This is a genomic window from Yoonia sp. R78084 (genome assembly GCF_044595625.1).
Taxonomy (GTDB): domain Bacteria; phylum Pseudomonadota; class Alphaproteobacteria; order Rhodobacterales; family Rhodobacteraceae; genus Yoonia.
Window position 1 is genome coordinate 1,468,975 of the sequence record NZ_CP138993.1, and the last position, 25,776, is coordinate 1,494,750.

Below are 25,776 nucleotides of genomic sequence, written 5' to 3' on the forward strand. Positions count from 1 at the left end.
CGTCGCATTGCAACGCGCGGATATACTATTTCATCAAACGCGTTCAGGGCAAATCAGAAGTCCTGCCAGATATCGTCACGGGGACTGCCCCCGCCACTGACCTTGGCCGCTGCGGGCCTTGCATCGTGATAGGAAGGCAAGTCGGGGGCATGCTGTGCCGGTTGCGGGACAAATTGCATGATATTGTCCTGTACCGCGGCACCACCGATGGCGGTTTCATCCAGACGGAAATGCGTGACCAGTTCCTCAAGTTGCGCGGCGTCGCCATTCAACGCGTGGCTGCTAGCAGTTGCTTCTTCCACCATTGCCGCATTTTGCTGTGTCACCTTGTCAAGTTGGGTCACACCGATGTTGATCTCGCCAAGACCAATTGATTGTTCTTCCGCACCTGATGCAATTTCGGCGACAAGATCAGAGATATGATTGATATGACTTGCAATTTTCGTCAGCACCTCACCGGCTTGCCCGACAAGCGTGACACCGCGCTCGACCTGACCGGAGCTTTCACTGATCAGTGACTTGATCTGTTTGGCTGCATCCGAGGAACGCTGCGCAAGCGCACGCACCTCCGATGCGACAACGGCAAAACCACGTCCCGCCTCGCCAGCGCGCGCCGCTTCAACGCCCGCATTCAGCGCCAGCAGATTCGTCTGGAACGCAATGTCGTCAATGACACCGATAATCTGTGATATTTCCTGTGATGACCCTTCAATTTCCGTCATGGCATGCACGGCATCTTTCACCACCGGCGCGCTCTTATCGGCGTCATCACGTGCGCTGCCCACAACCTCTTTGACCTGACGTGCACCATCGGCCGCAGATTTGACGCTGGCGGTCATCTGGTCCAGTGCCGCGGCTGTCTCTTCCAGTGTCGCGGCCTGATTCTCTGTGCGGCGCGACAAATCATCCGAGGCGCGGCTCATCCCGTCCGAACGCTGTCGGATCGCCCCAGAGCGGATGACAACAGACCCGATTGTCTTGTTCAGATTAAGTACGGTGCGGTTATAGTCCTGGCGCAACTGATCATAGTCGCCATCAAATGGCGTTTCGATCCTATGTTGCAGATCACCATCGGCAAGTTTGGTGAGTGCGATACTCAGCCGGTTGACGACCTCTGCCTGTTTCACCTGCAGTGCCTCGCGTTCTTCCTCTGCCAGGTCGGACGCGCGCAATTTTTCACGAAAATTGTCCAGACTATTGAAAAGACTGCCGATTTCATCACCACGTTTTTGATCCGACAGATCAACATCATAGTCTTTTTCAGAAACACGGCCCATCGCCTCACCAAGACGCGCCAGCGGCCGCACGACCGAGCGCGCAGTGAGCCAGCCCAAGAACGCAGAAATACCGGCAACGAACACAGTCACGAGAATCATCTTGTTTCGCGCCGCAATGACAGGAGCCTGGACTTCATCAGAGGCAATCTCACCGATAATCGCCCACGTCTGTCCGAAGACGTCAATCAAAGCGCCTTTGGAGAGCATATCATCACCACTAATCCCGGTAGTCAGACCTTGAAACGTATCGCCACCGTTGAATATCGCATTGACTTGGGCAGCGTCCGACACATCCGAAAGACGGCCGACCCCGGTCTCAAAGCGCGGCGCATTCCGTGTCCGCCTGTCAGGACCGATGGCATATATGCGTCCGGTCTCATCCAGTCCGAGAGGATCATTGAATATTTCATCAATTTGACCTGTTGGCACCTGAACAGCCACAACCCCAAGCAGCTGATTGCTTTGATCGAAAACCGGTGTCGCCAGAAATGCTGCGGCATTGCCGGCGTCCGGCTCATATCCCGCAAAGTCAGCAAAATATATCTGGCCCTGCTCGCCGTCCCGCGCCGCAGTGAATGCCGATGCAAGGCCGCTATCGGCGTGGGGCCCGTCAGCGAAGTTTGTCGCATAATCCCCGTTTTTCTCGACCGAGTACATCAGATCGCCACGGCGATTGAACAAAAAGAAATCATAGTAGCCAGAGGTCTTCGCAATATCGCGGAAATACGGATGAAAACGCCCGTGCTGGAAGTGGTAAGGAACAGATTCAGGCGCCTGATCAAACTGGTCACGCTCGCCGGCCGGATTGGGGTTATTCGTGATATAGGCATCACGCAAACCGGCGCTATCAATCATCAGATCATAAGAGCTGCCAAACGAGCCCAAGGCCGCGACGACCGTCGGGTCATTTGCATAGCCTGCAACATTCCGTCCCATGTTTTCAAACCATGCAACCAAGCTGTTGCCACGGCTTTCCGTCAGGATACGGAAATTTTTGCGCGCATCCTGAAACACAGCCTGTCGAAAATCCAGATAGCCAACAACGGCGATACTGACACTGGCAACCACGCAAAGCGCAGCGATGATTGACGGTAGTTTTCGCGATAGTGCGATTGAAGTCGAGAATCCCATTAGCCCCTCACAGAATATGCAATGCTTGGCAGCGTTATGAACGATGGGGTTTAAGAACAGCTTAAGCCGCCTTTGACGCCTCCCAAGCGCCTGGGGCATGACCAATCAAGGCATCGCAATCATACGATACCGTTTGAAATCCATGCGCCATTATCAAATTTATCCGATAAGCCTTGTCTGACGATAGCGGGTGGTGTCTGATGCCTTGCAGCCCCATATTTCTATGCAATTACAACCGACAGGAGCCGATATGTCAGGCAAATATTACGCCCCTACCGGGGGACATCCAAGCCAGGACCAGCTCCTGACAGATCGCGCGATCTTTACAGATGCCTATGCCGTCATACCGAAAGGGACGATGCGCGATATCGTGACCAGCTATCTACCCTTTTGGGAAAATACCCGCCTTTGGGTCATCGCGCGTCCCCTCAGCGGTTTTGCCGAGACTTTTTCGCAATACATCATGGAGGTCGGGCCAGGCGGTGGTTCGGATCAGCCGGAGGCAGATGCCGGTGCCGAAGGCGTGCTCTTTATCGTCGAAGGCACCGCAACCCTGACTGTCGGAGGGCAAACATATCAAATGGTGCCGGGTGGATACGCCTATCTTCCGCCTGCTTCGGGATGGACCTTGCACAACACGACCGACGGGATGTTGCGGTTTCACTGGATCCGCAAGGCCTATGAACCGGTCCCCGGGCTTGATCTGCCGGACGTCATCGTCACCAACGATCGTGATGTGCCCCCCACCGTGATGCCGGGGACTGACGGGAAATGGGCAACGACGCGTTTTGTCGATCCCGCGGACCTGCGCCATGACATGCATGTGACCGTCGTCACATTTGAACCGGGTGCGGTTATTCCGTTTTTGGAAACCCATGTGATGGAGCATGGCCTTTATGTGCTTGAAGGCAAGGCTGTCTACCGGCTGAACAACGACTGGGTCGAGGTCGAGGCGGGTGATTACATGTGGCTGCGCGCCTTTTGCCCGCAGGCCTGTTATGCCGGTGGACCGGGCAAGTTCCGCTATCTGCTTTATAAGGATGTGAACCGGCACATGAACCTGCGCATCGGAGGTGCGCGATAGGCGTCGCAGCGCAAAAACTGCGTAGGAAGTTGGTCTGGCACAGGCCTCATTGCCTATTTTTTGAGCAGCTATCTAAAGATCGTGCACTAAAAAGGTTTTAACACCTGTGATCCCTGTATTGCGTCGGCAGCCTTTGGTATTCCTTTGAAGGTTAACAATTTCACGGGACACGCCAATGATTTTCGACAAAAAGATGCTTGCGCTTGCTGCAAGCCTGCTCGCCTCACCCGCCATCGCGCAAACCGATATGCCTTTTGCGCTGGACTGGAAATTCGAAGGGCCAGCGGCACCTTATTTCCATGCTCTTGATGCGGGCTATTTCGCGGATGCGGGCCTGACCGTCACCATCAGCGAAGGTGCGGGCTCACTCGACGCCATTCCAAAAGTGGCAACAGGGGCGTTTCCTGTAGGTTTCGCCGATATCAACTCGCTCATGCGGTTCCTTGACCAGAACCCCGATGCACCCGTGACCGCCGTTATGATGGTCTATGACAAACCGCCGTTCGCCGTGGTTGGGCGCAAATCCCTGGGTGTTGAGGCTCCCTCTGATCTGGAAGGCAAAGTTCTGGGCGCACCGCCACCTGACGGCGCATGGGCGCAGTTCCCGATCTTTGCCGCAGAGACCGGATTGGACGTCGATGCAATCACCGTCGAGCCGGTGGGCTTCCCGACCCGCGAACCGATGTTGGCCGAAGGCAATGTGGCCGCGATCACCGGCTTTTCATTCTCTTCCACACTGAACCTCAAGCGTCTGGGCATTCCCGAGGATGATATTTCGGTGCTGTTGATGGCCGATTATGGTGTGGACCTCTACGGCAATGCGATCATCGTGAACACCGACTTTGCCGAGGCAAACCCCGAGCTTGTGACCGGTTTTCTGACCGCCATCGCAAAGGGTTGGAAAGACGCGATTGCCATGCCGGATGCAGCGATTGCCGCCCTGATTGAACGCAACCCTGCTGCGGATGCCGCCCTTGAAACCGAACGCCTGCAAATGGCGATCGATGCCAATGTGCTGACCGACTATGTTATGGCCAACGGCATGGGCGGGATTGATGACGCGCGCATGGCAAACGCGATCGAGCAGACCAAATCGGTCTATGAGTTCGTGAACGCGCCCGATGCGTCGCTCTATTTTGATGGAAGCTATCTGCCCACAGCGGATATGTTGATGTTGCAATAAACAAACGGGCCGCTGTACATTGCAGCGGCCCTTTTCCATCAAGGCTGAAGACCATCGAAAATCTCATAGAAATCAAGGGCGTCAAGCACGCCTATAAGACCGTCCATGGCCCGCTTGAGGTTCTGGACGGTCTGGATGTCACCGTGCCTGAAGGTACATTCGCCGCCGTCGTCGGCCCCTCGGGTTGCGGGAAATCCACGCTGACGCGGCTTGTTGCGGGCCTTATGACCCCTGATGAGGGCGAGGTCTGGCTTCACGGCGAACGCGTCAAAGGCCCGCGCAACACCGTGGGCATGGCGTTTCAGAACCCTGTCCTGCTGGAATGGCGCACGATCCTTGATAACGTCATTCTGCCGCTCGAAATCGTGGCCCCGCGCATGCCGCGCAAGGACCGCGAGGCGCGGGCGATGGAACTGCTTGAAATGGTGGGGCTGGTCGGGTTTGAAAACAAACGCCCCTCGGAACTCTCGGGGGGCATGCGTCAGCGGGCCTCGCTCTGCCGGTCGCTGGTGCATAAGCCTGACGTTCTGATCATGGACGAACCCTTTGGCGCGCTTGATGCATTCACGCGCGAGGACCTTTGGCAAACCATGCGTGATCTGCGCGCCGCAGAACCTTTCACGGCCGTTCTGATCACCCATGATCTGCGCGAAAGCGTGTTTCTGGGCGATCAGGTTATTGTGCTGTCTGGGCGCCCTGCCCGCACGCAATATGTGATGGACGTGGACCTGCCCGCCGACCGCACGCTGGATGTGCTTTTCACCCCCAAGGCCGCCGATATGCTGCATATCCTGCGCGACCAGATCAAGATCGCCCAAGGCCGCGAGGTTGACCACTGATGTTCAGTAAAATCGCCACCCCGATCATCGCGATCATTGTCTTTCTGGGGCTGTGGGAGCTTCTTGTCTGGGCCAATGGCTGGCCGAATTTCAAAATGGCCTCGCCGTCCGACCTGCCGCCTGCGTTCTGGAAGTACAAAGAGCTGTTTCTAGAGATGGGCTGGCAGACGCTCTGGCGCACGGTGGTGGGTCTGTTCCTTGCTGTGATCGTGGGCACCGCCATTGGCATGATTATCGGCTTTTCACGGATCGCGCGCGATGCGCTTTATCCGCTGCTGATCGGCTTTAACGCAATCCCCAAAGCAACCTTAGTCCCTGTCATTTCGCTGCTCTTCATCGGGCAGCATGATTTCAACACGGTGCTGATGGCCTTTATGATCTCGTTCTTTCCGATTGCCGTATCCGTCGGGATCGGGCTGTCCACGCTCGAGCCCGAATACCGCGATATCCTGCGCGCACTTGGCGCATCGAAAGCCACGATTTTCTGGAAAATCGCCCTGCCCAAGACACTGCCGGAATTCTTTGGCGCGCTCAAGGTCTCGGCCACTTTGGCCTTTATCGGCACCAACCTTGTGGAGATCGTCAGCCCGCACGGGCGCGGCCTTGGCGCGTTGTTCAAATCCGGCGAAACCAACGGAGATTATCCGTTGATGTTTGCCGTGCTCATCGCGCTCGCCTTCCTCGGTATCGTTCTTTACTACGCGGTGATCTTTCTCGAACGGATCTTTGCAGGCTGGGCTGACCGCGAAGCCAACTAATAAAAAAAGCCCGGTCAACCGACCGGGCTTTTTTTGCTTTCTGCCATGCGCTCTTACGACTTTGGCAACGACCCGTGGCCATGTCCTGTCATACCGCCCGAGACTTCTTCGGTCGCCTCGTCCGACAATTGCTCAGGCAGGATCAGGTTCAGCACGATGGCGATCACTGCCGCAGGCAACAGACCGGATGTCATCAAAATGCGCAGCGTATCGGGCAAATATTGCACCGCGAGTGGATCAAGTTGCAGCCCCAGACCAATTGACAGGGCAATCGCAAAGATCACCATGTTCCGGCGGTTCCAATTGACGTCGGAAAGCATCGAGATACCCGCTGCAACCACCATGCCGAACATCACGATGACACCGCCACCCAAGACCTCAATCGGGACCGTGTTGATCACAGCGCCCACCTTGGGGATCAGGCCACAGATGATCAGGAAGATCGCGCCGATGGTCACCACATGGCGGCTCATCACGCCGGTCATGGCGATCAGGCCCACGTTCTGGCTAAAGGATGTATTCGGAAAACCGCCGAACACGCCAGCGACGGCTGTGCCGAAACCGTCGGCATAGGTCGCGCCGGTAATTTCCTTATCGGTGGCTTCGCGCCCTGCACCGCCTTTGGTGATCCCCGACACATCGCCCACGGTTTCCACCGCCGAGACGAAGGCCATCAGGCAGAACCCGATAATCGCGGCAAAGCTGAGTTCGAACCCGTATTTGAAGGGGCTGGGGAATGCGATAGATGCAGCGCGGTTCCAGCTTGCGGCGATCCCTTCAACGGTGACCATCCCCATAAGCATCGCATAGACATAGCCCACAAGAATACCGATCACGACAGCCGAAACAGCCAGCATGCCCTTGGCATAGAACTTGAGCCCGAGGGTCACAAAGATCACAACCAAAGCCGCAGACCAGTTCAGGAGCGAGCCATATTCAGGCGCATTGATCGCAGGCACGCCACCGGCGGCGTACTGGATGCCGACCTTGACCAGTGCCAGACCGATCATGGTGACGACCAGACCGGTGACCAGCGGCGGGAGCGCAAAGCGGATTTTGCCGATGAAGGTGGCAATGAGCATGTGAAACAGGCCACCGATCATCACACCGCCGAAAAGCGCAGGCAGTGCATCAACGCCTTTGCCAGCGACAAGCGGGATCATGATGGGAATAAAGGCAAAACTGGTGCCCTGCACGATGGGCAGACGCGCACCAACGGGACCAAAGCCGATGGTCTGGAACAATGTCGCGATGCCGGCAAACAGCATCGACATCTGGATGAGATAGGTCATGTCGGGGAACCCTTGGGCACCCGCATCTGAACCAAACCCGAAACCCGCCGCCCCTGCGATGATGATCGCAGGCGTAACGTTGGACACAAACATCGCCAGCACATGCTGGATACCGAGCGGAATGGCCCGATGAAGTGCCGGTGTGTAGTTCGGATCGCGGAGCTGCTCCGGGGTTCCGATTGTGTTGTCAGCCATAGTATTGTCCCTCCCTTTGGACGATTTCGCCAGTCTTCCCGCTGGCAAATCCTTGCTCACCCCAGAATGGTGAATGGTGTGTCGAACCAATGCTCTTGCAGGTTCGGACCCTCCCCGATCCGGTCTACAACAGCGAATAGTCCAGGCGCATGGATGGGCGTCAAAACCCCGTGCCATGTGCCGCGTGAAAAATTGATGCCCTGTCCGGCGCTTGTCAGAAACGCGCGCGGCTGGCCTGGTGTGCCGCCCGCATCGGGCGCGACGACAACAACGAAAGGATCAAAACTCATCGGCAAAAAGGCCTGGCTGCCCTGCGGGTGGCGTTCCATCATATCGAGCGTGATCGGAAACTGCCGCGCCTCAGCCTTGAAAAGGCTGATCCCTGCGCGCCCATCGACAATGTCGATATTTGCGCGGTCGTGATAGCGCCCACAAAGCCCCTGATTAATGATCTTGTCCGGGTCACCCGCCACAGCCAACACATCACCGAACGGTGCGAACGCCTCTTTCGTCAACGGTTCAAGATGCAATTCCGTGCTCATGCGCCCAGCTTTTCGATCAGGCGCAACTGCGCGATGCGTTCAACCTGACGGCAGGCTTCGGCGAATTCCGTGTCGCGATCGTTTTCTATCCGGCGGTGAAATGCGGCAAGGATCGAGGCCTTGTCGTGATCCTTCACCGCGATGATGAAAGGGAAACCATGCCGCGCGACGTATTGCGCGTTGAGCGACTGAAACGCCGCGCGTTCGTCGTCGGTCAGCAGGTCAAGCCCTGCCCCCGCCTGCTCGGCCGTGCTTTCCGCCGTCAGCTTGCCCGCCGCCGCCAGTTTGCCTGCCAGATCCGGGTGCGCCTTGAGCACATTCAGCCGTTGCTCTTCGGATGCAGAACGGAACACCCGCGCCAGCGCGCTGTGCACGCCGGCGGCGGTGTCATGGGTCGGCCCCAATTCAAGCGCATGGGCGCCTTCGGCAATCCACGGGCTGTGTTCGAAGATACCGCCAAAGGCCGCAACGAAAGTGTCGCGGTCCATTTCAGAAGGGCGCACATCGTTTGGCGCAGGATGCTGCGCCGCCCAATGATCCGCAATCTGTGCGCGGGTGGCGAACCAGACATCATCGTGCGACTTGAAGTAATTAATCACCCGCGCCAATGCCGCGGCACGGCCCGGACGCCCCATCAGACGGCAATGCAAACCAATCGACAGCATTTTGGGCGCACCTGCGGCACCTTCAGCGTAGAGCATATCGAAACTGTCGCGCAGATAGCTTTCAAACTGGTCGCCATTGGTGAACCCTGCTTGAATGCCAAAGCGCATATCGTTGCAGTCCATTGTATAGGGCACGATCAACTGGTCAGTGCGGCCAAAGCGTGACCAATACGGCAGATCATCGGCGTAGCTGTCGGCGACATAGGCGAACTGGCCGGTTTCCGCGACCAGACGCACCGTGTTGTTGGAACAACGGCCCGTGTACCAACCGCGTGGGGCTGCACCTGTGACTTCGGTGTGCAGGCGGATCGCTTCGGCGATCTGCGCGCGCTCCACATCCTCGGGCATGTCTTTATGTTCGACCCATTTCAAGCCGTGGCTGGCAATTTCCCAGTTTGCGGCCTGCATCGCGGCCACCTGTTCCGGCGCACGGGCCAAGGCGGTGGCGACGCCATAAATGGTAATCGGCAGATCGCGCAGAAGACGGTGCAGACGCCAGAATCCGGCGCGTGACCCGTATTCATAGATTGATTCCATGTTCCAGTGCCGCTGGCCGGGCCAAGGTGATGCACCGGTTATCTCGGACAGGAATGCCTCGGATGCAGCATCGCCGTGCAAGATATTGTTTTCGCCGCCTTCTTCGTAATTCAGCACGATCTGCACAGCGATTTTTGCCCCGTTCGGCCAGTTGGCAGCGGGCGGGTTCGGTCCATATCCGGTCATGTCGCGGGGGTAGCGGGTCAAGCCATGTTCCTCTTCAAAGTTAATTTCCTATAAAGCAAAGCAATGATTTTCTTTTTCAAAAAAAATGCGAAAGAGCCTCTTGTTTGCGTCGCTTTGCGCTTCATCTGCCTTTCTGGCACTAAGTGGAACAGCATCAAAGGAGCAGCGCAATGAGCGGTTATCTGACAACACATGTTCTGGACACGGCGCGCGGTTGTCCGGCGCAAGGCCTCAAAATTGAGCTTTTTGCGATTGCGGGCGAGACGCGCACCCTGCTCAAGACCTTGGTCACGAATGATGACGGGCGCACGGATGAACAAATCCTGCCTGCGGATCAATTCGTAACCGGTACATATGAGTTGGTATTCCACGCAGGGGCCTATCTTGATGCCATCGGCACCCCGCCCGAAGACCCGCGTTTTCTGGACATCATCCCGATCCGCTTTGGCATGTCGGAAGCATCGCATTATCACGTGCCGCTGCTGCTGTCGCCCTTCGGCTATAGCACTTACCGCGGGTCCTGATCGCCGCGCACAACGGCGCTGATCCGGTCGATCACGAAATCCATAAACAGACGCGTTTTTGGGTCTTGCCGCCGCCTATGCGTGAACAGACACGCCATCTGGATCGGCACGGGCGGTGTTTGCGTTGCCACAGGCACCAAACGGCCCGCCTTGATATGCTCGGCCACTTCGAAGACAGGTTTCATCGCGATCCCGTTCCCCGATAGCGCCCAATCGGTCAGCACATCGCCATCATCGGATTCGTAGCGGCCTTGGACCCGAAACTTCTTTGGTCCCTCTTGCGTCAACAGACGCCATTGAAATTCCGACGCACCAGGAAAGCGCAGGTTCAGGCATTCATGGCGGTCCGCGATCAGATCGTCGCCCGAGGCAGGGGTTCCGCGCTTGGCAATATAGGCCGGTGCGGCACACAAGATCCGCTGCACGTCAGCGATCTTGCGGATGCGCAGGTTGCTATCTTCCGGCTCACCCAGAAAGAACGCGAGGTCCAGACCTTCCGTCGTCAGGTCCACTTTGCGATCGGTCAGACGCAGTCGCAGGGTGATTTCGGGATAAAGCGCCAGAAAGTCCGGCACATGTGGCGCAATCAAACGCCTGCCAACCCCTAACGGGGCCGCAACATAAAGCGCGCCCTTGGGGTTTTCAGTGATATTGACCACTTGGGTTTCGGCATTGGCGACACTTTCCAGAATCTCGCAAGCGCCACCATAGAACGCCCTGCCCTGTTCGGTCGGCGTCAGGCTCCGTGTGGTGCGCTGGAACAGACGCACGCTCAGATGCCCCTCAAGCTGGGAAATCCGCGCAGACGTGACCGCAGGCGAAATCCGCAGATCGCGCGCGGCGGCGGACATGCTGCCAAGCTCATAGACACGGACGAATGTGCGGATATTGTCGAGATAAGACATTTGATTGTTTTTTTTGATGCTGTTTGGCCTCTGCAAGGAATAGCAGAACAATCCGCGCTCGCATAGGATGGGCTGACGCCAACGCCAAAACGGGGACACGCCATGTATGATCTTGCTATTTTCTGGGACTGGATCGCTTTTTCGGTCCGCTGGCTGCATGTCATTACCGCCATGGCGTGGATCGGCGCGTCGTTCTATTTCATCGCGCTTGATCTGATGCTGAAGCCCGCGCCAAACATGCCCGAGGGTGTGTCCGGCGAGGAATGGGAAGTCCACGGCGGCGGGTTTTACCACACGCAAAAATACATGGTCGCACCGCCACAGATGCCCGAACATCTGACGTGGCATAAATGGCAAAGCTACTCCACTTGGCTATCCGGTGCGGCGCTTTTGATGATTGTTTACTGGGTCGGGGGTGAGCTTTACCTGCTGGATCCCACCAAGGCCGATCTCGCACTTTGGCAAGGTATCCTGATCTCGGGTGGATCGCTGACAATCGGCTGGCTGGCCTATGACGCGATGTGTAAATCGAAACTGAGCGAGCAGCCGACCCTGCTGATGTTGCTGCTGTTCGTCATCCTTGTGGCCATGTCATGGGGCTACAACCAGGTCTTCACAGGGCGCGCAGCATTGCTGCATCTGGGCGCTTTCACCGCCACCATCATGACCGCCAATGTGTTCTTCCAGATCATGCCGAACCAGCGCATTGTCGTGGCTGACCTTAAGGCGGGCCGCACGCCCGATGCCAAATACGGCAAGATCGCCAAGGTGCGGTCTACCCACAACAACTATCTGACCTTGCCGGTCGTGTTCTTGATGCTGTCGAACCACTATCCGCTGGCCTTTGGCACAGAGTATTCCTGGATCATCGCAAGCCTGATCTTTCTGACTGGTGTGACAATTCGCCATTACTTCAACACGATGCACAAGACCGGCAAAGGGCCGCATTGGACATGGGCGGTGACCGTGTTGCTGATGATCATCATCGCATGGCTGTCGACAGTGCGCACGGGCGATACATGGCAAGAGGCCGAGGCGCGCCCGCTGACCGCTTATGAGGAATGGTTCGCATCTGCCGAAGGGTTTGATGCGGCCTACAACACGGTCATCGGCAATTGTTCGATGTGCCACGCACGCGAACCCGTCTGGGGCAATATGCAATGGGCGCCCAAAGGCGTCTATCTGGAAACCCCCAGCGATGTGGCGCGCCATGCCAGCCAGATTTACCTGCAAGCAGGTGTCAGCCATGCCATGCCCCCGCCCAACGCCGTCCAGATGGACGCCGAGGCGCGCGCAACACTTGTTGCCTGGGTGCGTGAGGTACGCAACGGCAGCTAGGTTCATGCAGCAACGCAAAAGTATATGAAAATCAATGTCCTTGTCGTATGGTCCGGACAGACAGTGCCGGACGAAAGGGCAGACATGCGAAGGACAGTCTTTTGTCTCTCCCCGAGAATGTTTTGGGCCTGCGTGCTGGTGCCATTCCTCTGGTTCACGGCCGCATTCGCCCAAGCACCTGACAACGCCCCTGAAGATCAGTTCTGGGTGACGGATCAGGCCGGCATTTTGAGCATCTCGGCCATCAAGAGCCTGACCGACACGGCCAAAGCCTTCGAGGCGCAAACAACCGACCAGGTTGTGGTCGTGACCGTCAACACGCTTGCGGGCTGGACAGTTGAACGCTACGGGCGCTGGCTCGGGAATACATGGGGCATCGGGCAGGCAAATGCGGACAATGGTGTGTTGCTCCTGGTGGCCCCCAATGATCGCAGGGTGCGGATCGAGGTCGGGCGCGGACTGGAAGACAGGCTGCCGGACCGGATTGCCCAAAGCATCATCGACAACGAAATCCTGCCGCGCTTCCGTGATGATGACCTTGAGGGCGGGATCGTCGCGGGACATCAGGCAATTATTGCGGCATTGGGTGGAGAATACCGCGAACCGACAAACTGGGAATCGTTTCTCTTCCTGTTGTTCCTGCCCTTCTTTGCCATCGGCCGTTTCTTCGGATTTGGCGGCGGTTTTTTGGGTGGTGGCGGCCTCTTTGGCGGCGGCGGCGCCTCGGGCAGTTGGTGAGGACAAGATATGCTCAAGATTGATGCTGCCACCAAAACCCTGATCCAGAACCGGATCGCCGAGGTCGAAAAGATCTGTGACAGCGAACTGGTCTGCGTCGTGACCAAGCGGTCTGCGCGCTATGTGCTCTATCCCCTTTTGACAGCAGCAATTCTTGCGTTGATGCTGCCACTGGCGCAAGGGGTTGCGCAGCTCTTTGGGTTCTACGGATTTACTCTACAGTTTCAGCATCAGGCGGTCGTCTTTGCGATCCTCGCCGTCGCGTTTGCAGCGACGCCGCTCCGGCATCGGGTGACACCCAAATGGCTCCAACAGCAAAACTGCGCGCGTTACAGCACGGAACAATTCTTCCGCCAGAACCTGCATGAAACCCCTGCCCGCAACGCAATCATGATCTTTGTCTCGTGGGAGGAACGGTTTGTCACGATCATTGCCGACAGGGGTATCAATGAACGGGTCCAGCAATCAGATTGGGACGATCTGATCGCAGGTTTTGTAACGGCAATCAAAGCCGACAACATGGAAAACGGGTTCTTGTCCATTATCGGCGGTGCGGGCGATTTGCTGATCAAACACTTTCCGCTCGATCGCCCGAAAACCAACGATTTACCCAATCACCTAATTGAACTGGACGACGCACCATACGTCAGCTGAACATCGGCAAATAAAGTAATCACGCAAATGGTGGGGGGAAGTGGCGGACAGACAGGGATTCGAACCCTGGAGACGGTCTCCCGCCTACACACTTTCCAGGCGTGCGCCTTCGACCACTCGGCCACCTGTCCGTGGAGCGCGGTTTAGCCCTAACCCCACCCCTTTTGCAAGACCCTATACATATGTTTGTGATCCCCCTTTACCGCAGCCCTCCCCGACCCCTACAAATGAGAGGTTCGCGATAAGAGGCCACCCGACGTATGCTGCATGATCCGCCCAAAACCGGCAAATCCGAACGGCCCAGCGAGACCGCACGTCTGCAAACGGGTGCTTTGCTGATAATCGCCTTCGCTGTCGTGCTTTTCTTGCTGGTGCAAGCGCGGTTTGTCCTGATCTCGCTGGCCACGGCGATCATTCTTTTCAGCCTGACAAGCGATGTCATCAATTTCATCGCCCGCCAGCGGATCGGCCCGTTCCGCGTGCCAAACACCCTCGCAAGCATCGCTGCCATGGTCTTGATTGCAGCAGCCCTGCTGACGCTGACCTCGATCCTGCTGGCGCAGATCAACACGGTGCTGGTCACAACGCTGTCTTATGCAGAACGCGCCCCATCCGCTGTCGCGTCACTTTTTGCATGGCTTGGTGAAGACAGTGAACTTGCGATCTTGAACGCCCTGCGATCCGTCGATATTTCAAACTACCTACGCGGCGCCGCCAGTCAGGCAAGCGGCGTCACCCAAGCCACTGTTCTGATCATTCTCTTCGTCGGTTTTCTTTTTGCCGAACGGATCTGGTTCGAAACCAAACTCCTGAGTCTTGTGGGCGACAAGGCGCAGGCCGAACGCGTGGGCAAAATCATTCAGTCCATCATCCACCGTGTGAACTATTACCTGCTGGTCAAGACCGTTATCAGCGCCATCACCGGTGCGATGATCTTTGTTCTCGCACAGGCCTTCGGTCTGGAGCTGGCGACCTCACTCGGGATCATCACCTTTGTGCTCAACTTCATCCCCAACATCGGGTCAATCGTGGCCACAGCGCTGATCGCGCTGGTCGCCCATGTCGAGATCGGAGACGCCACCACAACGCTTGCAGTCTTCAGTATTGCAGGTGTGATCCAGTTCGTGAACGGCAGCATCATCGACCCCATGCTGATGGGCCGCGCGCTGCGGCTGTCATCCTTCGGGATCATCCTGTCTCTGGCATTTTGGGGGGCTGTCTGGGGCATCCCCGGCATGTTCCTGTCAGTGCCGATCATGGTGATGCTATTGGTGGTCTGCAGCCATGTTCCCAAGCTGCGGCCATTCGCGGTACTTTTGTCACGTGAGGGGTTGCCGGAGTCCGAGAAAATGCTGGATCAGCCGATCGAGCGCGATCTTTTCGGACAGGACATCAAGCGCGGCTAGCGGTCAGAACGCATCGCAGGCGGCGGTTTGTCCCCGATCGGCTGACGCGCGTAATAGGTCACATCCTCGGTGAAATACTGATAGCTATCCGCATTCTCGATCGCGCGGCGCGCATCCCTCTGCGCCATCCGCGAACATTCGGTGCGCGAATAGCAATGGTCCTCGGTGTCTGCGACATGCAGGAAATGCGACACCTCATGCACGATCGTCCCCTCGCGCGTGCCGTTATTTGAGCGGCGATCGCCCGGCCGCAGGGCAGTCAGGGGCGGGAGTGTGAAAAATGACGGGCAAAGGTGCATCAGGTAGGGTTGGTTGGCAAAGACCCAGGCGTATTCGCCCGCCCTGCATCCGTCATCCGTGGCCGCGTCACATTGTGCCGTCACAGCACCACCACGCAACGCTGTGACCACTGATTTGAGGCTGGCACGGACGCGCTCGGCGTTGGCCTGCGAATACGTGCCGAACCAGCGTTGATAATCAGACGTGTCGCCCACCGCCACTGCGGCCTTGAGCGTGAGATCCTTGGCGGTCGCAATGGCGGCATCAACGACTTTGGCCTGTTCCATCGTGCAGCCCGGATGGCGCGTTTCGGCCGCCGCTGGAAGGCCCGCGCAGAGCATCACGATCAAGAGGGGTATCACACGCAGCAAAGGCCTACTCCAGATGCAGATAGACACGCCGGTTCTGGCGGCCCTTCTTTTCGATCTTGCCGATCCGCACGCGCCCGATCTCTTCGGTGTTGGCGACATGGGTGCCACCGCAAGGCTGCAAATCGGCGGTTTCTTCGCCCACGCCGATCCGCACAAGGCGGATCTGTCCGCTGCCGCGCGGTGGCTGAACAGACATAGTTTTCACCAGATCCGGCTGTGCATCAAGTTCCGCGTCGGTGATCCACTCTTCGGTCACATCCATATTGCAGGCGATCAGGCGATTCAGGTCTGCCTCGAGCGCCTCTTTGTCCTCTGGTGCCTCGGGCATATCGAAATCCAGACGGCCTTTATCCGTCCCGATAGACCCGCCCGAAACCGGCAGCGGGATCACGACAGAGAGCAGATGCAGCGCGGTATGCACGCGCATGTGACGCAGACGGCGGTCCCAGTTCAGGACCTGCGTCACCTCCTGGCCGATCCCGGGCATACCGGCAGGTTCCGCGGGGATGAGCACAACTTCATCACCGTCACCTTTGACAGTGGTGGCGATCTCAATCTCGCCGCCTTTCCAGCGCAGTGCCCCGCTATCCCCCGGCTGCCCCCCCGAGGTGGGGTAAAAGAGTGTCCCATCCAGCACGATACCGCCTTCCGTCGTGATGGCTTTGACCGTGCCAATCGCTTCGCGGGCATAGGCATCTTTACGGAACAGCAGTTCGGTCATGTTGTCTTGGTCTCCTTCAAAACTTCGGGGTTCCGCAGCCATATATCACGCTGGGCAAAGGGAATTTCGATGCCTTCTTCGGCAAAGGCCTTGGCAATCGCGTGGTTCATTTCAGATTTGACGACCACGACATAGTTTACGTCACGCAGGATCGCACGGATCTCGAAATCAAGGGAATCCGCACCAAACCCGATGAACAATACCGCAGGCGGCGGTGTCATAATGACCTGTGGATGCGCCTCTGCGATGCCGCGCAGGATGTCCGACACCTTGTCGGTATCCGTGCCGTAGGCCACGCCAACAGGCACAATCACGCGCCCCACCAGATTGCCACGGGTCCAGTTCGTCACCTGCCCGCTGACCAGATCCGCATTGGGAATAATCACATCGGTCCGGTCGAATGTCTCGATCCGCGTCGACCGCACAGAAATCGACCGTACGTACCCCATTTGATTGCCGACTTCGATCCAGTCACCTTCGCTGACAGGACGTTCAATCAGCAAAATGATCCCCGATACAAAATTCGACACGATGTTCTGCAAGCCAAAGCCGATACCGACCGACAAGGCACCGGCCACAATCGCAAAATTCGACAGATCAATCCCCGCTGTAGAGATCGCCACAAGCGCCGCCAGCATGATACCAACATACCCAAAACCAGCGACAATGGCGTTCTGCCCGCCGAGATCAAGCCGCGTGCGCGGCAATACCGTGCGCCGTAAAGTGCCTTGAATAAAGCGCGTCAACAGATAGCCCACCGCAAAAACAATCGCGAAGGTCAGGAAATCGGTTGGCGAAATGCGGGTCTCGCCAATCGCGAAACCTTCACGGAAACGGGCCCAGATTTCGGTCAGGTCATCGACCCGCGCGCCCCAGATCAGCGCAAAAACAGGCAGGCTGAGCATATAGAGAACGAAACTCACCATGACCGGGATCAGCGCGTGAAGGCCACGCACATCTTCACCGTTATCGGGGGGTTGCGTCAGATCGCTGACGATCTGTTGCAACAGAAACAGCAAGGAGACGAGTGCGACCGAGACGATCGAGGGTCCAAGAATAGCAATCGCGGCAGAAATGTACCCGAACCCCGCAATCACAGGAGCGACAATCGCGACGATGGTTGCAAAGCGCCCCAGCAAATTGCGCATGCGCCCCGCTGACGCGACGGTATCCTCCCTTTGTTCAGGTTTGGTCCGGATGACACGACCAAGCCGCCAGAAAAGAAGGCCCAGAACTACAAGCACGGGCCATGCGAAAGCGGCCGTCGCGCCCTGAGACATATCCAACGTCCGAAACCCGGCTTGCGCCAATGTCCCGAAAGCCATCACCCATGCAAGGGCGCTACTGGCCCGCCGTCCTGCGGCACGGGTTTGCGCATCATAGCCAAGATACCCCGGGTGTTCGCCCAAAGGGAAAACAAGGCGCGACAGCCACCAGCCAAAAATCACATAGAACCCGGCCTCCGGGATAGCTTCCAGAATATCTCCTCCGCGCAAGCCAAAGATATCAAGCGCCTGCAACGCTTCGGTCATTGCCAAAAGCCCCAGCATGGGCACCGCAATCTGGATCAGTGACGCCACAAATAGCGTTAGGGGACGCCAACGTCCCTGTCGTGTCGTCAAAGACATGCGCCAGCGCGTCACGATACCCCGCCCGACACTCAGCAACGCAACCCCAATAACCAGAAGCAGCACCACACGCGGCAAATCGCGGGCTAGCTCGCCGCTTTCACGCCGGACGTTAAAACCGGCCACAATCTCGATCCCGACGACATCCACAAGCTGCCAGAGGGCTGTAACAGCCTCAGCAATATTTGAGGGATTGAGCGGAGATGGCCCCCGCACCGACAATTCAGCAGTCTGCTGCTGCAAGGACATCGCGTCGAATTCACCGATCAGGCCATTCGCGCGGGCAAAAACTCCTGCGCGAGCAAACGGGGTGCCTCGAGCGCGTTGCGCTGGGCGACCAATGCGGCGCGGCGGGCGGCAACGGCAGGGGCTTCCTCGCCGCTTTCGGGCACAACGCCGAGCGCTGCAATCTGTGCGTCAACCGTGGCGATCCGCCCGGAATTGACGTTGCTTTGTTCTAAGAAACGATCACGCCAGACGACAAGTTCAGCGCGCAACCTACTGATACCAAACATAGAAACATCATCACGACCGGCAAGCTCTTCTGCGCGCTGCGCCAGTCTTTCAAAACTGGCCATGTCTTCTGAAACTACATCGACCGGACTATCGACAGGCAAGGGAGACTGCGCAACAGGTGCCGTCTCGACCGGTGGAACATCGCTTTCGGTTTCAGCCGGCGCATCGGCCTGCGACGTCTCCTGCGCAATGGCAGTTGCTGGCTGCAAGACAGCAAAGAGCCCGATCAGAAAGAATGCCGCGAGGACCCGTGTCATACAGCTTCAAAAACCTCGGGCACATTTACCTCCTGCTCCATCCATGCCGGAAACGGAAGGCCCTTGCCACGCAGGAAGCTGGGGTTGAAAATCTTGGACTGATAGCGCGTGCCATAGTCACACAGGATCGTCACGATCGTATGCCCCGGCCCCATTTCGCGCGCGAGCCGGATCGCACCCGCGATATTGATACCGGTGGAACCACCCATGCACAGCCCTTCGTGCTGCAAGAGATCAAAAACAATCGGCAGCGCCTCAGAGTCAGGGATTTTATACGCAAAATCAGGGGTAAATCCCTCGAGGTTTGCGGTGATCCGCCCCTGCCCGATGCCTTCAGTGATGGAATCGCCCGCCGGTGGAACCTCACCTGTGTAAAGCTTGTAGAGCCCGGATCCATCTGGGTCAGACAGGCCGACCTTGACCCCTTTGGCCTGCAACACCTGCCCGACACCCGCCAATGTGCCGCCAGACCCGCAGGCGCAGGTAAACCCGTCAACCTTGCCGTCGGTCTGGGCCCAGATTTCGGGCGCAGTCGTTTCGACATGGGCCTGCCGGTTGGCAGTATTATCAAACTGGTTGGCCCAAACCGCGCCATTGGGTTCGGTTTCATTCAACGCGGCAGCCAGACGGGCCGAATATTTCACATAGTTGTTGGGGTTCGCATAAGGCACCGCCGGCACTTCGACCAATTGCGCGCCGGCCACGCGGATCATGTCCTTCTTTTCCTGACTCTGGGTTTCAGGAATAACAATCACGGTCTTGAACCCCATCGAAGCACCCACAAGCGCAAGGCCTATGCCTGTATTTCCTGCGGTTCCCTCGACAATCGTGCCACCGGGTTTCAGATCACCGCGTGCAATCGCATCCTTGATCATGAAAAGGGCCGCGCGGTCTTTGACCGATTGGCCGGGGTTCAGAAATTCGGCCTTGCCCAGAATGGTGCACCCCGTCGCCTCGGATGCGGCCCGGAGTTTGATCAGGGGCGTGTTCCCTACGGCATCTGCGAGATCGGTCTTAATTGTCATTCCACGGCCCTTTCATCTGTTCCTCTCTGTGTAGGCCTGCAAGGGCCTAACATCAAGCAAACTCAAGGTCAGGCAGTGCCCCGCAGGCGCGCTTTGTGGCGCAATATCCAGTAGAGCAGAAAGAGCGCCGGACCTGTCGCGATTTCCCCGCTGTCAGCAAGGGCCAGCGCATCTTCAAGAGCCAACGGATGCAGCCTGAGGTCCTCCGCCTCATCGTCCAACCCGCCCAGATAAGCCTTTGTTTGCGGCAGATCGCACAGCCCGACATAGGTATAGAAATAATCTGTGCTGGCCCCGGGTGAGACATAAAACGCCCCCGCCTCTTCCAGCCTCGTGACGACCACACCCGCCTCTTCCTCGCATTCACGCAACGCGGCCGCCTGCGGCGTCTCGCGCGCATCGACGATGCCCGCAACAGGTTCTAACATCCACGGGTTCGCGTCTTGCCGCAAACGCGGGCCCAGACGGGCCTGCTCGACCAACAGTACCTTGTCACGAACCGGATCGTAAGGCAGGACAACAGCGGCATCTGTCCCGATAAACCCCTCGCGCACCAACACGTCCGATTGTCCGCCTATAAATTTGCGATGCCTGACATCGACGCTTTCGAAGCGAAAAAACCGGCCCTGCGGCGCGCGCGCACCCGTAATCTGGAAATCCGCAGGTTCAGGCAGGAAACGACGCGTGGCAGGGGCCGCTTTGGCGCGGTATTTGGACCACGCCCGCGCCTCGATCATCGGCCACATCCCGCGTGCCGCCGCAAACGACGGCAGCGGGTCGTAGGAAAACAGCTCTGTTGCGGCAAGCACGGCAGGTGCGAGGTGATCCGCCTCCCACACGTCCAGCGACCAAGCGCCGACACCGGGTGCGGCCTCATCGGGTGGCAGATAGCATTGGACGGCACGCGGCCCCGCCGCTGTGGCCACGTCAACCGTTGCGACACGATAGCCGAACGCACCCTCATAAAGATCAAGACGCGCTATTTGCTGATCGTCGAGATCTTCGTAGACCAGCCCCTGCGCCGTCGCACCAAACTGCGGCGCGATAAAAGGCACCACATTCCCGTCCACAGGAAAGACGCCATACCCCGAAAGCTCTGCCGGCACAGCGCGACGCACTGTACCACCGGCGACAGCCGCCATTAACTTCTGGGACCGCAATGTCCCGTAAACAAAAAGATCCATGTGCTAGGGAAAACGCTGACCGAAGAATTCGGTAATCCATGCACAAACGACGCCGCCGATCAGAACCGTGGCAATCAGGGTCACATCAGTGAACATAATTGCGTATGCGATCATCTGGTTGAAGATATCAATGACCGCTTCCATCGTTCCGTCGTTATATCGGTTGCGCAGCGCATTCGAGATCATCTTATTGAACGAAAGAGCGAAAATCGCGCAAAAAGCGATCGTCGCACCACAGGTAAGCCCGATGCCTACCGCTGGGTTATAGCCGTGTCCGGCGCGGCTTCCGCAGACCCGCCATCCCACGACAAGTCCGATAAAACTGACCACCGGAAGCCAGAACGTGGGCGCGTTCGCCTCGGGAAAGAACGGGATCGTCAGGCCCGCAAGGTACCAACCAAACAAAGCAAAAATGACTGCACCGGCAAGACGTCCAGCAGTTGGCATGTCATGCGTCCTCTCTCTTGACGCGCACGACCCTGCGTTAGCCTGGCCGCGTCACGGTAATCTGCGTTACGTCGCAGTTTCTGCTATCAAATGTCGCGGCACAAGAGGTCAGATAAAAATCCCACATCCGTTTGAAACGCGCGTCAAACCCCAAAGCGGCAACCTGATCCCACTTTTCATTGAATGTCTCGTGCCAGCGGCGCAGGGTCAGCGCGTAGCTCTTGCCGAATTCAATCGAGCCTTTGACATTTAATCCAGCTTTTTCAACCTCTTGGCGCAAAACAGTCGGGCTTGGCAGCATACCTCCGGGGAAGATGTACTTCTGGATAAAGTCAACGCCCTTGCGGTAACTCTCCCAGCGCTCGTCTTTGACGGTGATGATCTGAAGTGTTGCGTGTTTGCCCGGTTTGAGACGTTCACGCACCGTTTCAAAGTACTTGGGCCAGTATTGTTCACCCACGGCTTCGAACATTTCGATGCTGGCGATCCCGTCGTAAAGACCTGTTTCGTCGCGGTAATCCTGCATTTTGATCTCGACCATGTCGGACAGACCCGCCTTGGCCATCCGCGCCACCGCATAGTCATGCTGTTCCTGACTGATCGTCAGGCCGGTCACCTTGATCCCGCGTTCCTTGGCGGCATATTCGGCAAATCCGCCCCAGCCACATCCGATCTCAAGCACATGATCGCCCGCCTTGGCCCCCATCTGGTCGACCATGCTGGCGTATTTGGCAATCTGGGCGGCTTCCGTGCTTTCCTGACCTGTCTCGAAGATCGCCGAGGAATAGGTCATCGTATCGTCAAGCCAGAGTCCGTAAAAATCATTGCCCAGATCGTAATGATAGCTGATGTTCTTGCGTGCCTGTGTTTTCGAGTTGCGCTGCATCCAGAAGCGGACACGCTCATAAAAGCGGATCAGTCTTTGTGCGGGGAACCCATCGTAAATATGATCGGCTTCATCATGCATGAAATCCATCACCGCCATCAGATCGGGCGTGGTCCACCAGCCATCCATATAGGCCTCGGAGAACCCCATATCGCCTTCGCGTACCGTCCGCGCGAAAAGGTCGGGATTGTGCACATGCACCTCGGCCACATAACCGGGTTTCGCACCCTCGGCACGGAAATGGCGCCCATCGGGCAAAATGATATCAACGCGGCCTTTCTGGAGGTCTTTGACCTGATCAAATACCCGCGCAAAATAGCGGGGCAGACCGGTTTGGCCGTCTGTACTCGTTAAGATCATATTTTCTTCCTGTCGTCGTCTTTGGCACTCGGGCAGTTTGCGCGGCCTGTCTGCACCCAAATTAACCTTTGATACGGTGAAGTCACGGAGAACGTTCAAAAAAGTTTCAACTGACCTCGGGGCAATCAGAAGCCGCGGCTCTGATAGGCATCAAGCGCACGCTTTCGACCCACATCTGCCGGAACAATCGGATCAGGGTAGCGGTCCTGCGCTGTCATGCCCCAACTGAGAGGTATCATATCATAATAGGACAAAGCTGTCGCGCTCGGGCTTTTGGTACCCTCGGCAATCCATTTCTTGACGTATGCGCGATCCTTGTCGAATTTATCCAGCTGCGTCACCGGATTGAAGACGCGGAAATAGGGCGTGGCATCGGGCCCCGACCCTGCTGACCACTGCCAGCCCATTGCATTGCTGCACGGGTCCCAGTCGATCAGGCAATCGGCAAACCAATCCAGCCCGATCTTCCAGTGACACAAAAGGTGCTTGGTCAGATAGGATGCTACAATCATCCGGCCACGGTTGTGCATCCGCCCGGTCACATACATCTCGCGCATGGCGGCGTCGACAAAACGAATACCCGTGCGCCCTTGCTTCCAGGCCTTAACCTCCGCCAGCCGTTCGTCTGTGTTCCATGGAAAGCTGTCCCAGTCTTCTTTCCAATTGCCCGATATGATCCGCGGCGTGTGATAGGCCAGATGATAGGCGAACTCGCGCCAGACCAGTTCTTTCAGGAATGTCTCGGCATCGCCCTTGCCGTCATGCAGCGCGCGCCAGCCCGCGTGCCAGCATTTGCGCGGGCTGATTTCGCCGTAGGTCAGGTTTTCCGACAGCCCCGAGGTGCCGTCCACAGCAGGCAGATCACGGTTCTTGACGTAAGTATCGACATGATGGGCAATAAAGGCGCCCAAACGATGCGAGGCTGCGGTTTCCCCCACGGTGCAATGCGAGGTTAGAATATCTGCACCACGCTGCATGGCAGCGCCCATGCGCCAGTCTGCCAGATCATCAGAGGCGGGCCAGCTGTCAGGTGCGGGGATCGTGGCGGGGGTTGGCAGCGCGTCGGGCACTTCATTGTCGCGCACGGATTTCCACATCGGCGTATAGACTTTGTAGAACCCGCCGGTTTTCGTCTCGACCGTCCAGGGCTCGAACAGCACATGACCTTTGAAGCTCTGCGCCTCGACTCCGTCTTCTTTGAGTGCCGCTTTCACAGCGGTATCGCGCGCGCGGTGCTCCGGATCATACATCCGCGACCAGTAGACAGCCCCTGCACCTGTCTCGGCAATCAGATCGCGCAACACCGTCAGCGCCTCGCCACGGCGCAAAATCAAACGGCTGCCTTTTTCCTGCAACGATTTCGCCAGATCACCCACCGACAGACCCAAGCGCATCTTTGGTGCGGCCCCCAGAGTTTCGCTGATTTCGTCATAGATAAAGACGGGAATAACCGGACGACCGGCTTTACAAGCCGCGGTCAGCGCCTCGTGATCACCAAGACGCAGATCGCGTCGGAACCACATCAGAATAGGGGATTTGCTCATCAGATCTCCGCGCAGGACGGCTTGCCTGCTTTATAGCACCTGATCTAGCGCCCCCATCAGCGCGTCAACCTCGTCTTTGGTGGTGTAATGCACGAAACTGACGCGCAACACGCCGTTCGCAGGGTCCACACCGACTGCGGACAACGGACGCTGCGCGTAGAAATCGCCGCCACCGGCCATAATCCCATGCGGCGCTAGTTTCGCTGCTGTCTCTTCAGCATCCGCTTCCAGTGACAGCGCAACGGTGGGTGCGCGGCGCAGAGCGTCCGCAGGACCGATAAGCCGTACCGAGTTTTTCGCCGAGACGTAATCCAGCAAGGGCTGCAACAAAGCCACCTCTTGCGCGCGCATCAGATCATGGGATTTGCGCGCAGCCGCTGCCCCTGTGCCGCCACCATGATGCACGGACATCGCCTCGAAATAATCGGCCATCCCTGCACTGGCCGCGACCTGCGCATGGTCAGGACCCGCAGGCGTGAACCGCTTGTAAAGGCTGTCACCGTTGAAATGGTGCCCCTGATTGGGCAGCTCCATGCCCCAGTCCTCACGGATCACCATAATGCCTTGATGGGGTCCGTAGGTCTTGTAGGCGCTGAACAGATAGACATCACAGCCCAACGCGCCGACATCAGCAAAGCCATGCGGCGCATAGGATACGCCATCCACACAGGTCCGCGCGCCCGCGGATTTTGCCAGGGCGCAGATGCCGGCCACATCATTGATCGCACCCACAACATTCGAGCAATGCGGGAACACCAAAAGCGCCACATCCTGCTCCAAGAGCTTGGCAAGGTCCTCCGGGTGCAACTCGCCCGTCTCGGGATCAATCTGCCACTCAAGGATATTGACGCCATCCTTAACCAACCTCCGCCAGGGGCCGCTATTGGCCTCGTGATCCTGATTGGTCACGACAATGCTCTGGCCCGGCTTGATCCATTTGCGCACCGCTTGTGCCAGCACATAGGTATTCTGCGTGGTCGAGGGCCCAAAAGACACTTCATGCGTGGCAACCCCTAGCATTTCGGCCAAGCGCCTGCGCGCTTCGTCCATCTCCTCGCCACCCACGCGCGACGCCGCATAGGGCGCATAGGGCTGCACTTTGCGTTCGGTGTAGAAGCGGTACAGGCGGTCTATGACCTGACGGCAGGTATAAGACCCGCCAGCGTTTTCAAAAAAGGCCTGCCCCTGCAATGAAGGCTGGTCAAAGGCGGGAAATTGGGCGCGCACCCATGCGATATCTAGTGTCATGCGCATATGGATACGAAAAAGGCCCCGATGCGCAAGCATCGGAGCCAATCATTTTC

24 protein-coding genes and 1 tRNA gene are annotated in these 25,776 nt (G+C 57.6%); 9 read left to right on the plus strand and 16 right to left on the minus strand.

Annotated features, from left to right (window positions below; genetic code table 11):
• Nucleotides 1-53: 53 nt before the first annotated feature.
• On the minus strand, nucleotides 54-2,408 hold the full coding sequence (locus SJY29_RS07570) for a methyl-accepting chemotaxis protein (protein ID WP_400088429.1): 2,355 nt from the start codon (nucleotides 2,406-2,408) through the stop codon (nucleotides 54-56).
• Between the two features lie 250 nt (nucleotides 2,409-2,658).
• On the opposite strand from SJY29_RS07570, the gene SJY29_RS07575 reads away from it, so the two are divergent.
• The 4 genes from SJY29_RS07575 (at nucleotide 2,659) to SJY29_RS07590 (ending at nucleotide 6,272) form a co-directional block, all read left to right on the plus strand.
• Nucleotides 2,659-3,492: a bifunctional allantoicase/(S)-ureidoglycine aminohydrolase gene (locus SJY29_RS07575; RefSeq protein ID WP_400088431.1), complete on the plus strand. Its 834-nt coding sequence runs from the start codon at nucleotides 2,659-2,661 to the stop codon at nucleotides 3,490-3,492.
• A 175-nt stretch (nucleotides 3,493-3,667) separates the two neighbouring features.
• On the plus strand, nucleotides 3,668-4,675 hold the full coding sequence (locus SJY29_RS07580; protein ID WP_400088433.1) for an ABC transporter substrate-binding protein: 1,008 nt from the start codon (nucleotides 3,668-3,670) through the stop codon (nucleotides 4,673-4,675).
• Nucleotides 4,676-4,728: 53 nt separating this feature from the next.
• Complete coding sequence (locus SJY29_RS07585; protein WP_400088862.1) at nucleotides 4,729-5,514, plus strand: ABC transporter ATP-binding protein; 786 nt, start codon at nucleotides 4,729-4,731, stop codon at nucleotides 5,512-5,514.
• Entirely contained in the window at nucleotides 5,514-6,272 is a 759-nt protein-coding gene (locus tag SJY29_RS07590) for an ABC transporter permease (protein WP_400088435.1), read from the plus strand. The genes SJY29_RS07585 and SJY29_RS07590 overlap by 1 nt, the downstream gene beginning before the upstream one ends.
• Nucleotides 6,273-6,325: 53 nt before the next feature.
• Here the strand turns inward: SJY29_RS07590 and SJY29_RS07595 are convergent, their stop codons facing one another.
• From SJY29_RS07595 to puuE, 3 genes are read right to left on the minus strand one after another with little or no spacing between them, the layout of a single operon-like run.
• A complete protein-coding gene (locus tag SJY29_RS07595; RefSeq protein WP_400088436.1) occupies nucleotides 6,326-7,759 on the minus strand; it encodes a nucleobase:cation symporter-2 family protein in 1,434 nt (477 codons plus the stop codon).
• 56 nt (nucleotides 7,760-7,815) lie between these two features.
• The gene (locus SJY29_RS07600; protein WP_400088438.1) at nucleotides 7,816-8,301 is read right to left on the minus strand and encodes an ureidoglycolate lyase; all 486 of its coding nucleotides are present in this window, start codon (nucleotides 8,299-8,301) and stop codon (nucleotides 7,816-7,818) included.
• Nucleotides 8,298-9,710, minus strand: coding sequence for an allantoinase PuuE (puuE, locus tag SJY29_RS07605; RefSeq protein ID WP_400088440.1), 1,413 nt, complete (start codon nucleotides 9,708-9,710; stop codon nucleotides 8,298-8,300). The genes SJY29_RS07600 and puuE overlap by 4 nt, the downstream gene beginning before the upstream one ends.
• A 149-nt stretch (nucleotides 9,711-9,859) precedes the next feature.
• On the opposite strand from puuE, the gene uraH reads away from it, so the two are divergent.
• Nucleotides 9,860-10,213 (plus strand): hydroxyisourate hydrolase, encoded by a 354-nt coding sequence (uraH, locus tag SJY29_RS07610; RefSeq protein ID WP_400088442.1) that lies wholly within the window; start codon nucleotides 9,860-9,862, stop codon nucleotides 10,211-10,213.
• Here the strand turns inward: uraH and SJY29_RS07615 are convergent.
• On the minus strand, nucleotides 10,198-11,118 hold the full coding sequence (locus tag SJY29_RS07615; RefSeq protein ID WP_400088444.1) for a LysR family transcriptional regulator: 921 nt from the start codon (nucleotides 11,116-11,118) through the stop codon (nucleotides 10,198-10,200). The genes uraH and SJY29_RS07615 overlap by 16 nt on opposite strands.
• Nucleotides 11,119-11,220: 102 nt before the next feature.
• Here SJY29_RS07615 and SJY29_RS07620 point away from each other — a divergent pair, with 102 nt between their 5' ends.
• The 3 genes from SJY29_RS07620 to SJY29_RS07630 all read left to right on the plus strand — a co-directional run bounded on the left by SJY29_RS07620 (nucleotide 11,221) and on the right by SJY29_RS07630 (nucleotide 13,848).
• Nucleotides 11,221-12,456, plus strand: coding sequence for a urate hydroxylase PuuD (locus tag SJY29_RS07620; protein ID WP_400088446.1), 1,236 nt, complete (start codon nucleotides 11,221-11,223; stop codon nucleotides 12,454-12,456).
• A 117-nt stretch (nucleotides 12,457-12,573) separates the two neighbouring features.
• Nucleotides 12,574-13,194: a TPM domain-containing protein gene (locus SJY29_RS07625; protein ID WP_400088448.1), complete on the plus strand. Its 621-nt coding sequence runs from the start codon at nucleotides 12,574-12,576 to the stop codon at nucleotides 13,192-13,194.
• A gap of 9 nt (nucleotides 13,195-13,203) precedes the next feature.
• Nucleotides 13,204-13,848, plus strand: a complete 645-nt coding sequence (locus SJY29_RS07630; RefSeq protein WP_400088450.1) for a TPM domain-containing protein — start codon at nucleotides 13,204-13,206, stop codon at nucleotides 13,846-13,848.
• Nucleotides 13,849-13,889: 41 nt separating this feature from the next.
• Here SJY29_RS07630 and SJY29_RS07635 read toward each other — a convergent pair.
• Nucleotides 13,890-13,979 (minus strand) — tRNA-Ser (locus tag SJY29_RS07635).
• Between the two features lie 129 nt (nucleotides 13,980-14,108).
• Between SJY29_RS07635 and SJY29_RS07640 the strand changes: the two genes are divergently transcribed.
• Nucleotides 14,109-15,254 (plus strand): AI-2E family transporter, encoded by a 1,146-nt coding sequence (locus SJY29_RS07640; protein WP_400088452.1) that lies wholly within the window; start codon nucleotides 14,109-14,111, stop codon nucleotides 15,252-15,254.
• Here the strand turns inward: SJY29_RS07640 and SJY29_RS07645 are convergent.
• The 10 genes from SJY29_RS07645 to SJY29_RS07690 all read right to left on the minus strand — a co-directional run bounded on the left by SJY29_RS07645 (nucleotide 15,251) and on the right by SJY29_RS07690 (nucleotide 25,720).
• Nucleotides 15,251-15,895: a M35 family metallo-endopeptidase gene (locus tag SJY29_RS07645; RefSeq protein WP_400088864.1), complete on the minus strand. Its 645-nt coding sequence runs from the start codon at nucleotides 15,893-15,895 to the stop codon at nucleotides 15,251-15,253. The genes SJY29_RS07640 and SJY29_RS07645 overlap by 4 nt on opposite strands.
• A gap of 13 nt (nucleotides 15,896-15,908) precedes the next feature.
• Nucleotides 15,909-16,625 carry an alanyl-tRNA editing protein gene (locus tag SJY29_RS07650; protein WP_400088454.1) on the minus strand — a complete coding sequence of 239 codons (717 nt, stop codon included), beginning with the start codon at nucleotides 16,623-16,625 and terminating at the stop codon, nucleotides 15,909-15,911.
• Nucleotides 16,622-18,496: a mechanosensitive ion channel family protein gene (locus SJY29_RS07655; RefSeq protein ID WP_400088456.1), complete on the minus strand. Its 1,875-nt coding sequence runs from the start codon at nucleotides 18,494-18,496 to the stop codon at nucleotides 16,622-16,624. Before SJY29_RS07655 ends, SJY29_RS07650 begins: the two co-directional genes overlap by 4 nt.
• A 23-nt stretch (nucleotides 18,497-18,519) precedes the next feature.
• Nucleotides 18,520-19,026 (minus strand): hypothetical protein, encoded by a 507-nt coding sequence (locus SJY29_RS07660; protein ID WP_400088458.1) that lies wholly within the window; start codon nucleotides 19,024-19,026, stop codon nucleotides 18,520-18,522.
• On the minus strand, nucleotides 19,023-20,051 hold the full coding sequence (locus SJY29_RS07665; RefSeq protein WP_400088460.1) for a cysteine synthase A: 1,029 nt from the start codon (nucleotides 20,049-20,051) through the stop codon (nucleotides 19,023-19,025). Before SJY29_RS07665 ends, SJY29_RS07660 begins: the two co-directional genes overlap by 4 nt.
• 68 nt (nucleotides 20,052-20,119) lie before the next feature.
• Nucleotides 20,120-21,235 (minus strand): NUDIX domain-containing protein, encoded by a 1,116-nt coding sequence (locus SJY29_RS07670; RefSeq protein WP_400088462.1) that lies wholly within the window; start codon nucleotides 21,233-21,235, stop codon nucleotides 20,120-20,122.
• A gap of 3 nt (nucleotides 21,236-21,238) precedes the next feature.
• Nucleotides 21,239-21,682 (minus strand): TrgA family protein, encoded by a 444-nt coding sequence (locus tag SJY29_RS07675; protein ID WP_400088464.1) that lies wholly within the window; start codon nucleotides 21,680-21,682, stop codon nucleotides 21,239-21,241.
• Between the two features lie 37 nt (nucleotides 21,683-21,719).
• Nucleotides 21,720-22,928 (minus strand): cyclopropane-fatty-acyl-phospholipid synthase family protein, encoded by a 1,209-nt coding sequence (locus tag SJY29_RS07680; RefSeq protein ID WP_110278914.1) that lies wholly within the window; start codon nucleotides 22,926-22,928, stop codon nucleotides 21,720-21,722.
• 125 nt (nucleotides 22,929-23,053) lie between these two features.
• Nucleotides 23,054-24,472, minus strand: a complete 1,419-nt coding sequence (locus tag SJY29_RS07685) for a cryptochrome/photolyase family protein (RefSeq protein ID WP_400088466.1) — start codon at nucleotides 24,470-24,472, stop codon at nucleotides 23,054-23,056.
• A gap of 30 nt (nucleotides 24,473-24,502) precedes the next feature.
• On the minus strand, nucleotides 24,503-25,720 hold the full coding sequence (locus SJY29_RS07690) for an aminotransferase class V-fold PLP-dependent enzyme (RefSeq protein WP_400088468.1): 1,218 nt from the start codon (nucleotides 25,718-25,720) through the stop codon (nucleotides 24,503-24,505).
• Nucleotides 25,721-25,776 lie beyond the last annotated feature (56 nt).

What these genes read in the sequence shown, in the direction of transcription:
- SJY29_RS07570 (WP_400088429.1), bottom strand. Translation starts at nt 2,408, where the DNA reads ATGGGATTCTCGACTTCAATCGCACTATCGCGAAAACTACCGTCAATC.
- SJY29_RS07575 (WP_400088431.1), top strand. Translation starts at nt 2,659, where the DNA reads ATGTCAGGCAAATATTACGCCCCTACCGGGGGACATCCAAGCCAGGAC.
- SJY29_RS07580 (WP_400088433.1), top strand. Translation starts at nt 3,668, where the DNA reads ATGATTTTCGACAAAAAGATGCTTGCGCTTGCTGCAAGCCTGCTCGCC.
- SJY29_RS07590 (WP_400088435.1), top strand. Translation starts at nt 5,514, where the DNA reads ATGTTCAGTAAAATCGCCACCCCGATCATCGCGATCATTGTCTTTCTG.
- SJY29_RS07595 (WP_400088436.1), bottom strand. Translation starts at nt 7,759, where the DNA reads ATGGCTGACAACACAATCGGAACCCCGGAGCAGCTCCGCGATCCGAAC.
- SJY29_RS07600 (WP_400088438.1), bottom strand. Translation starts at nt 8,301, where the DNA reads ATGAGCACGGAATTGCATCTTGAACCGTTGACGAAAGAGGCGTTCGCA.
- uraH (WP_400088442.1), top strand. Translation starts at nt 9,860, where the DNA reads ATGAGCGGTTATCTGACAACACATGTTCTGGACACGGCGCGCGGTTGT.
- SJY29_RS07615 (WP_400088444.1), bottom strand. Translation starts at nt 11,118, where the DNA reads ATGTCTTATCTCGACAATATCCGCACATTCGTCCGTGTCTATGAGCTT.
- SJY29_RS07620 (WP_400088446.1), top strand. Translation starts at nt 11,221, where the DNA reads ATGTATGATCTTGCTATTTTCTGGGACTGGATCGCTTTTTCGGTCCGC.
- SJY29_RS07625 (WP_400088448.1), top strand. Translation starts at nt 12,574, where the DNA reads ATGTTTTGGGCCTGCGTGCTGGTGCCATTCCTCTGGTTCACGGCCGCA.
- SJY29_RS07630 (WP_400088450.1), top strand. Translation starts at nt 13,204, where the DNA reads ATGCTCAAGATTGATGCTGCCACCAAAACCCTGATCCAGAACCGGATC.
- SJY29_RS07640 (WP_400088452.1), top strand. Translation starts at nt 14,109, where the DNA reads ATGCTGCATGATCCGCCCAAAACCGGCAAATCCGAACGGCCCAGCGAG.
- SJY29_RS07650 (WP_400088454.1), bottom strand. Translation starts at nt 16,625, where the DNA reads ATGACCGAACTGCTGTTCCGTAAAGATGCCTATGCCCGCGAAGCGATT.
- SJY29_RS07660 (WP_400088458.1), bottom strand. Translation starts at nt 19,026, where the DNA reads ATGACACGGGTCCTCGCGGCATTCTTTCTGATCGGGCTCTTTGCTGTC.
- SJY29_RS07665 (WP_400088460.1), bottom strand. Translation starts at nt 20,051, where the DNA reads ATGACAATTAAGACCGATCTCGCAGATGCCGTAGGGAACACGCCCCTG.
- SJY29_RS07670 (WP_400088462.1), bottom strand. Translation starts at nt 21,235, where the DNA reads ATGGATCTTTTTGTTTACGGGACATTGCGGTCCCAGAAGTTAATGGCG.
- SJY29_RS07675 (WP_400088464.1), bottom strand. Translation starts at nt 21,682, where the DNA reads ATGCCAACTGCTGGACGTCTTGCCGGTGCAGTCATTTTTGCTTTGTTT.
- SJY29_RS07680 (WP_110278914.1), bottom strand. Translation starts at nt 22,928, where the DNA reads ATGATCTTAACGAGTACAGACGGCCAAACCGGTCTGCCCCGCTATTTT.
- SJY29_RS07685 (WP_400088466.1), bottom strand. Translation starts at nt 24,472, where the DNA reads ATGAGCAAATCCCCTATTCTGATGTGGTTCCGACGCGATCTGCGTCTT.
- SJY29_RS07690 (WP_400088468.1), bottom strand. Translation starts at nt 25,720, where the DNA reads ATGACACTAGATATCGCATGGGTGCGCGCCCAATTTCCCGCCTTTGAC.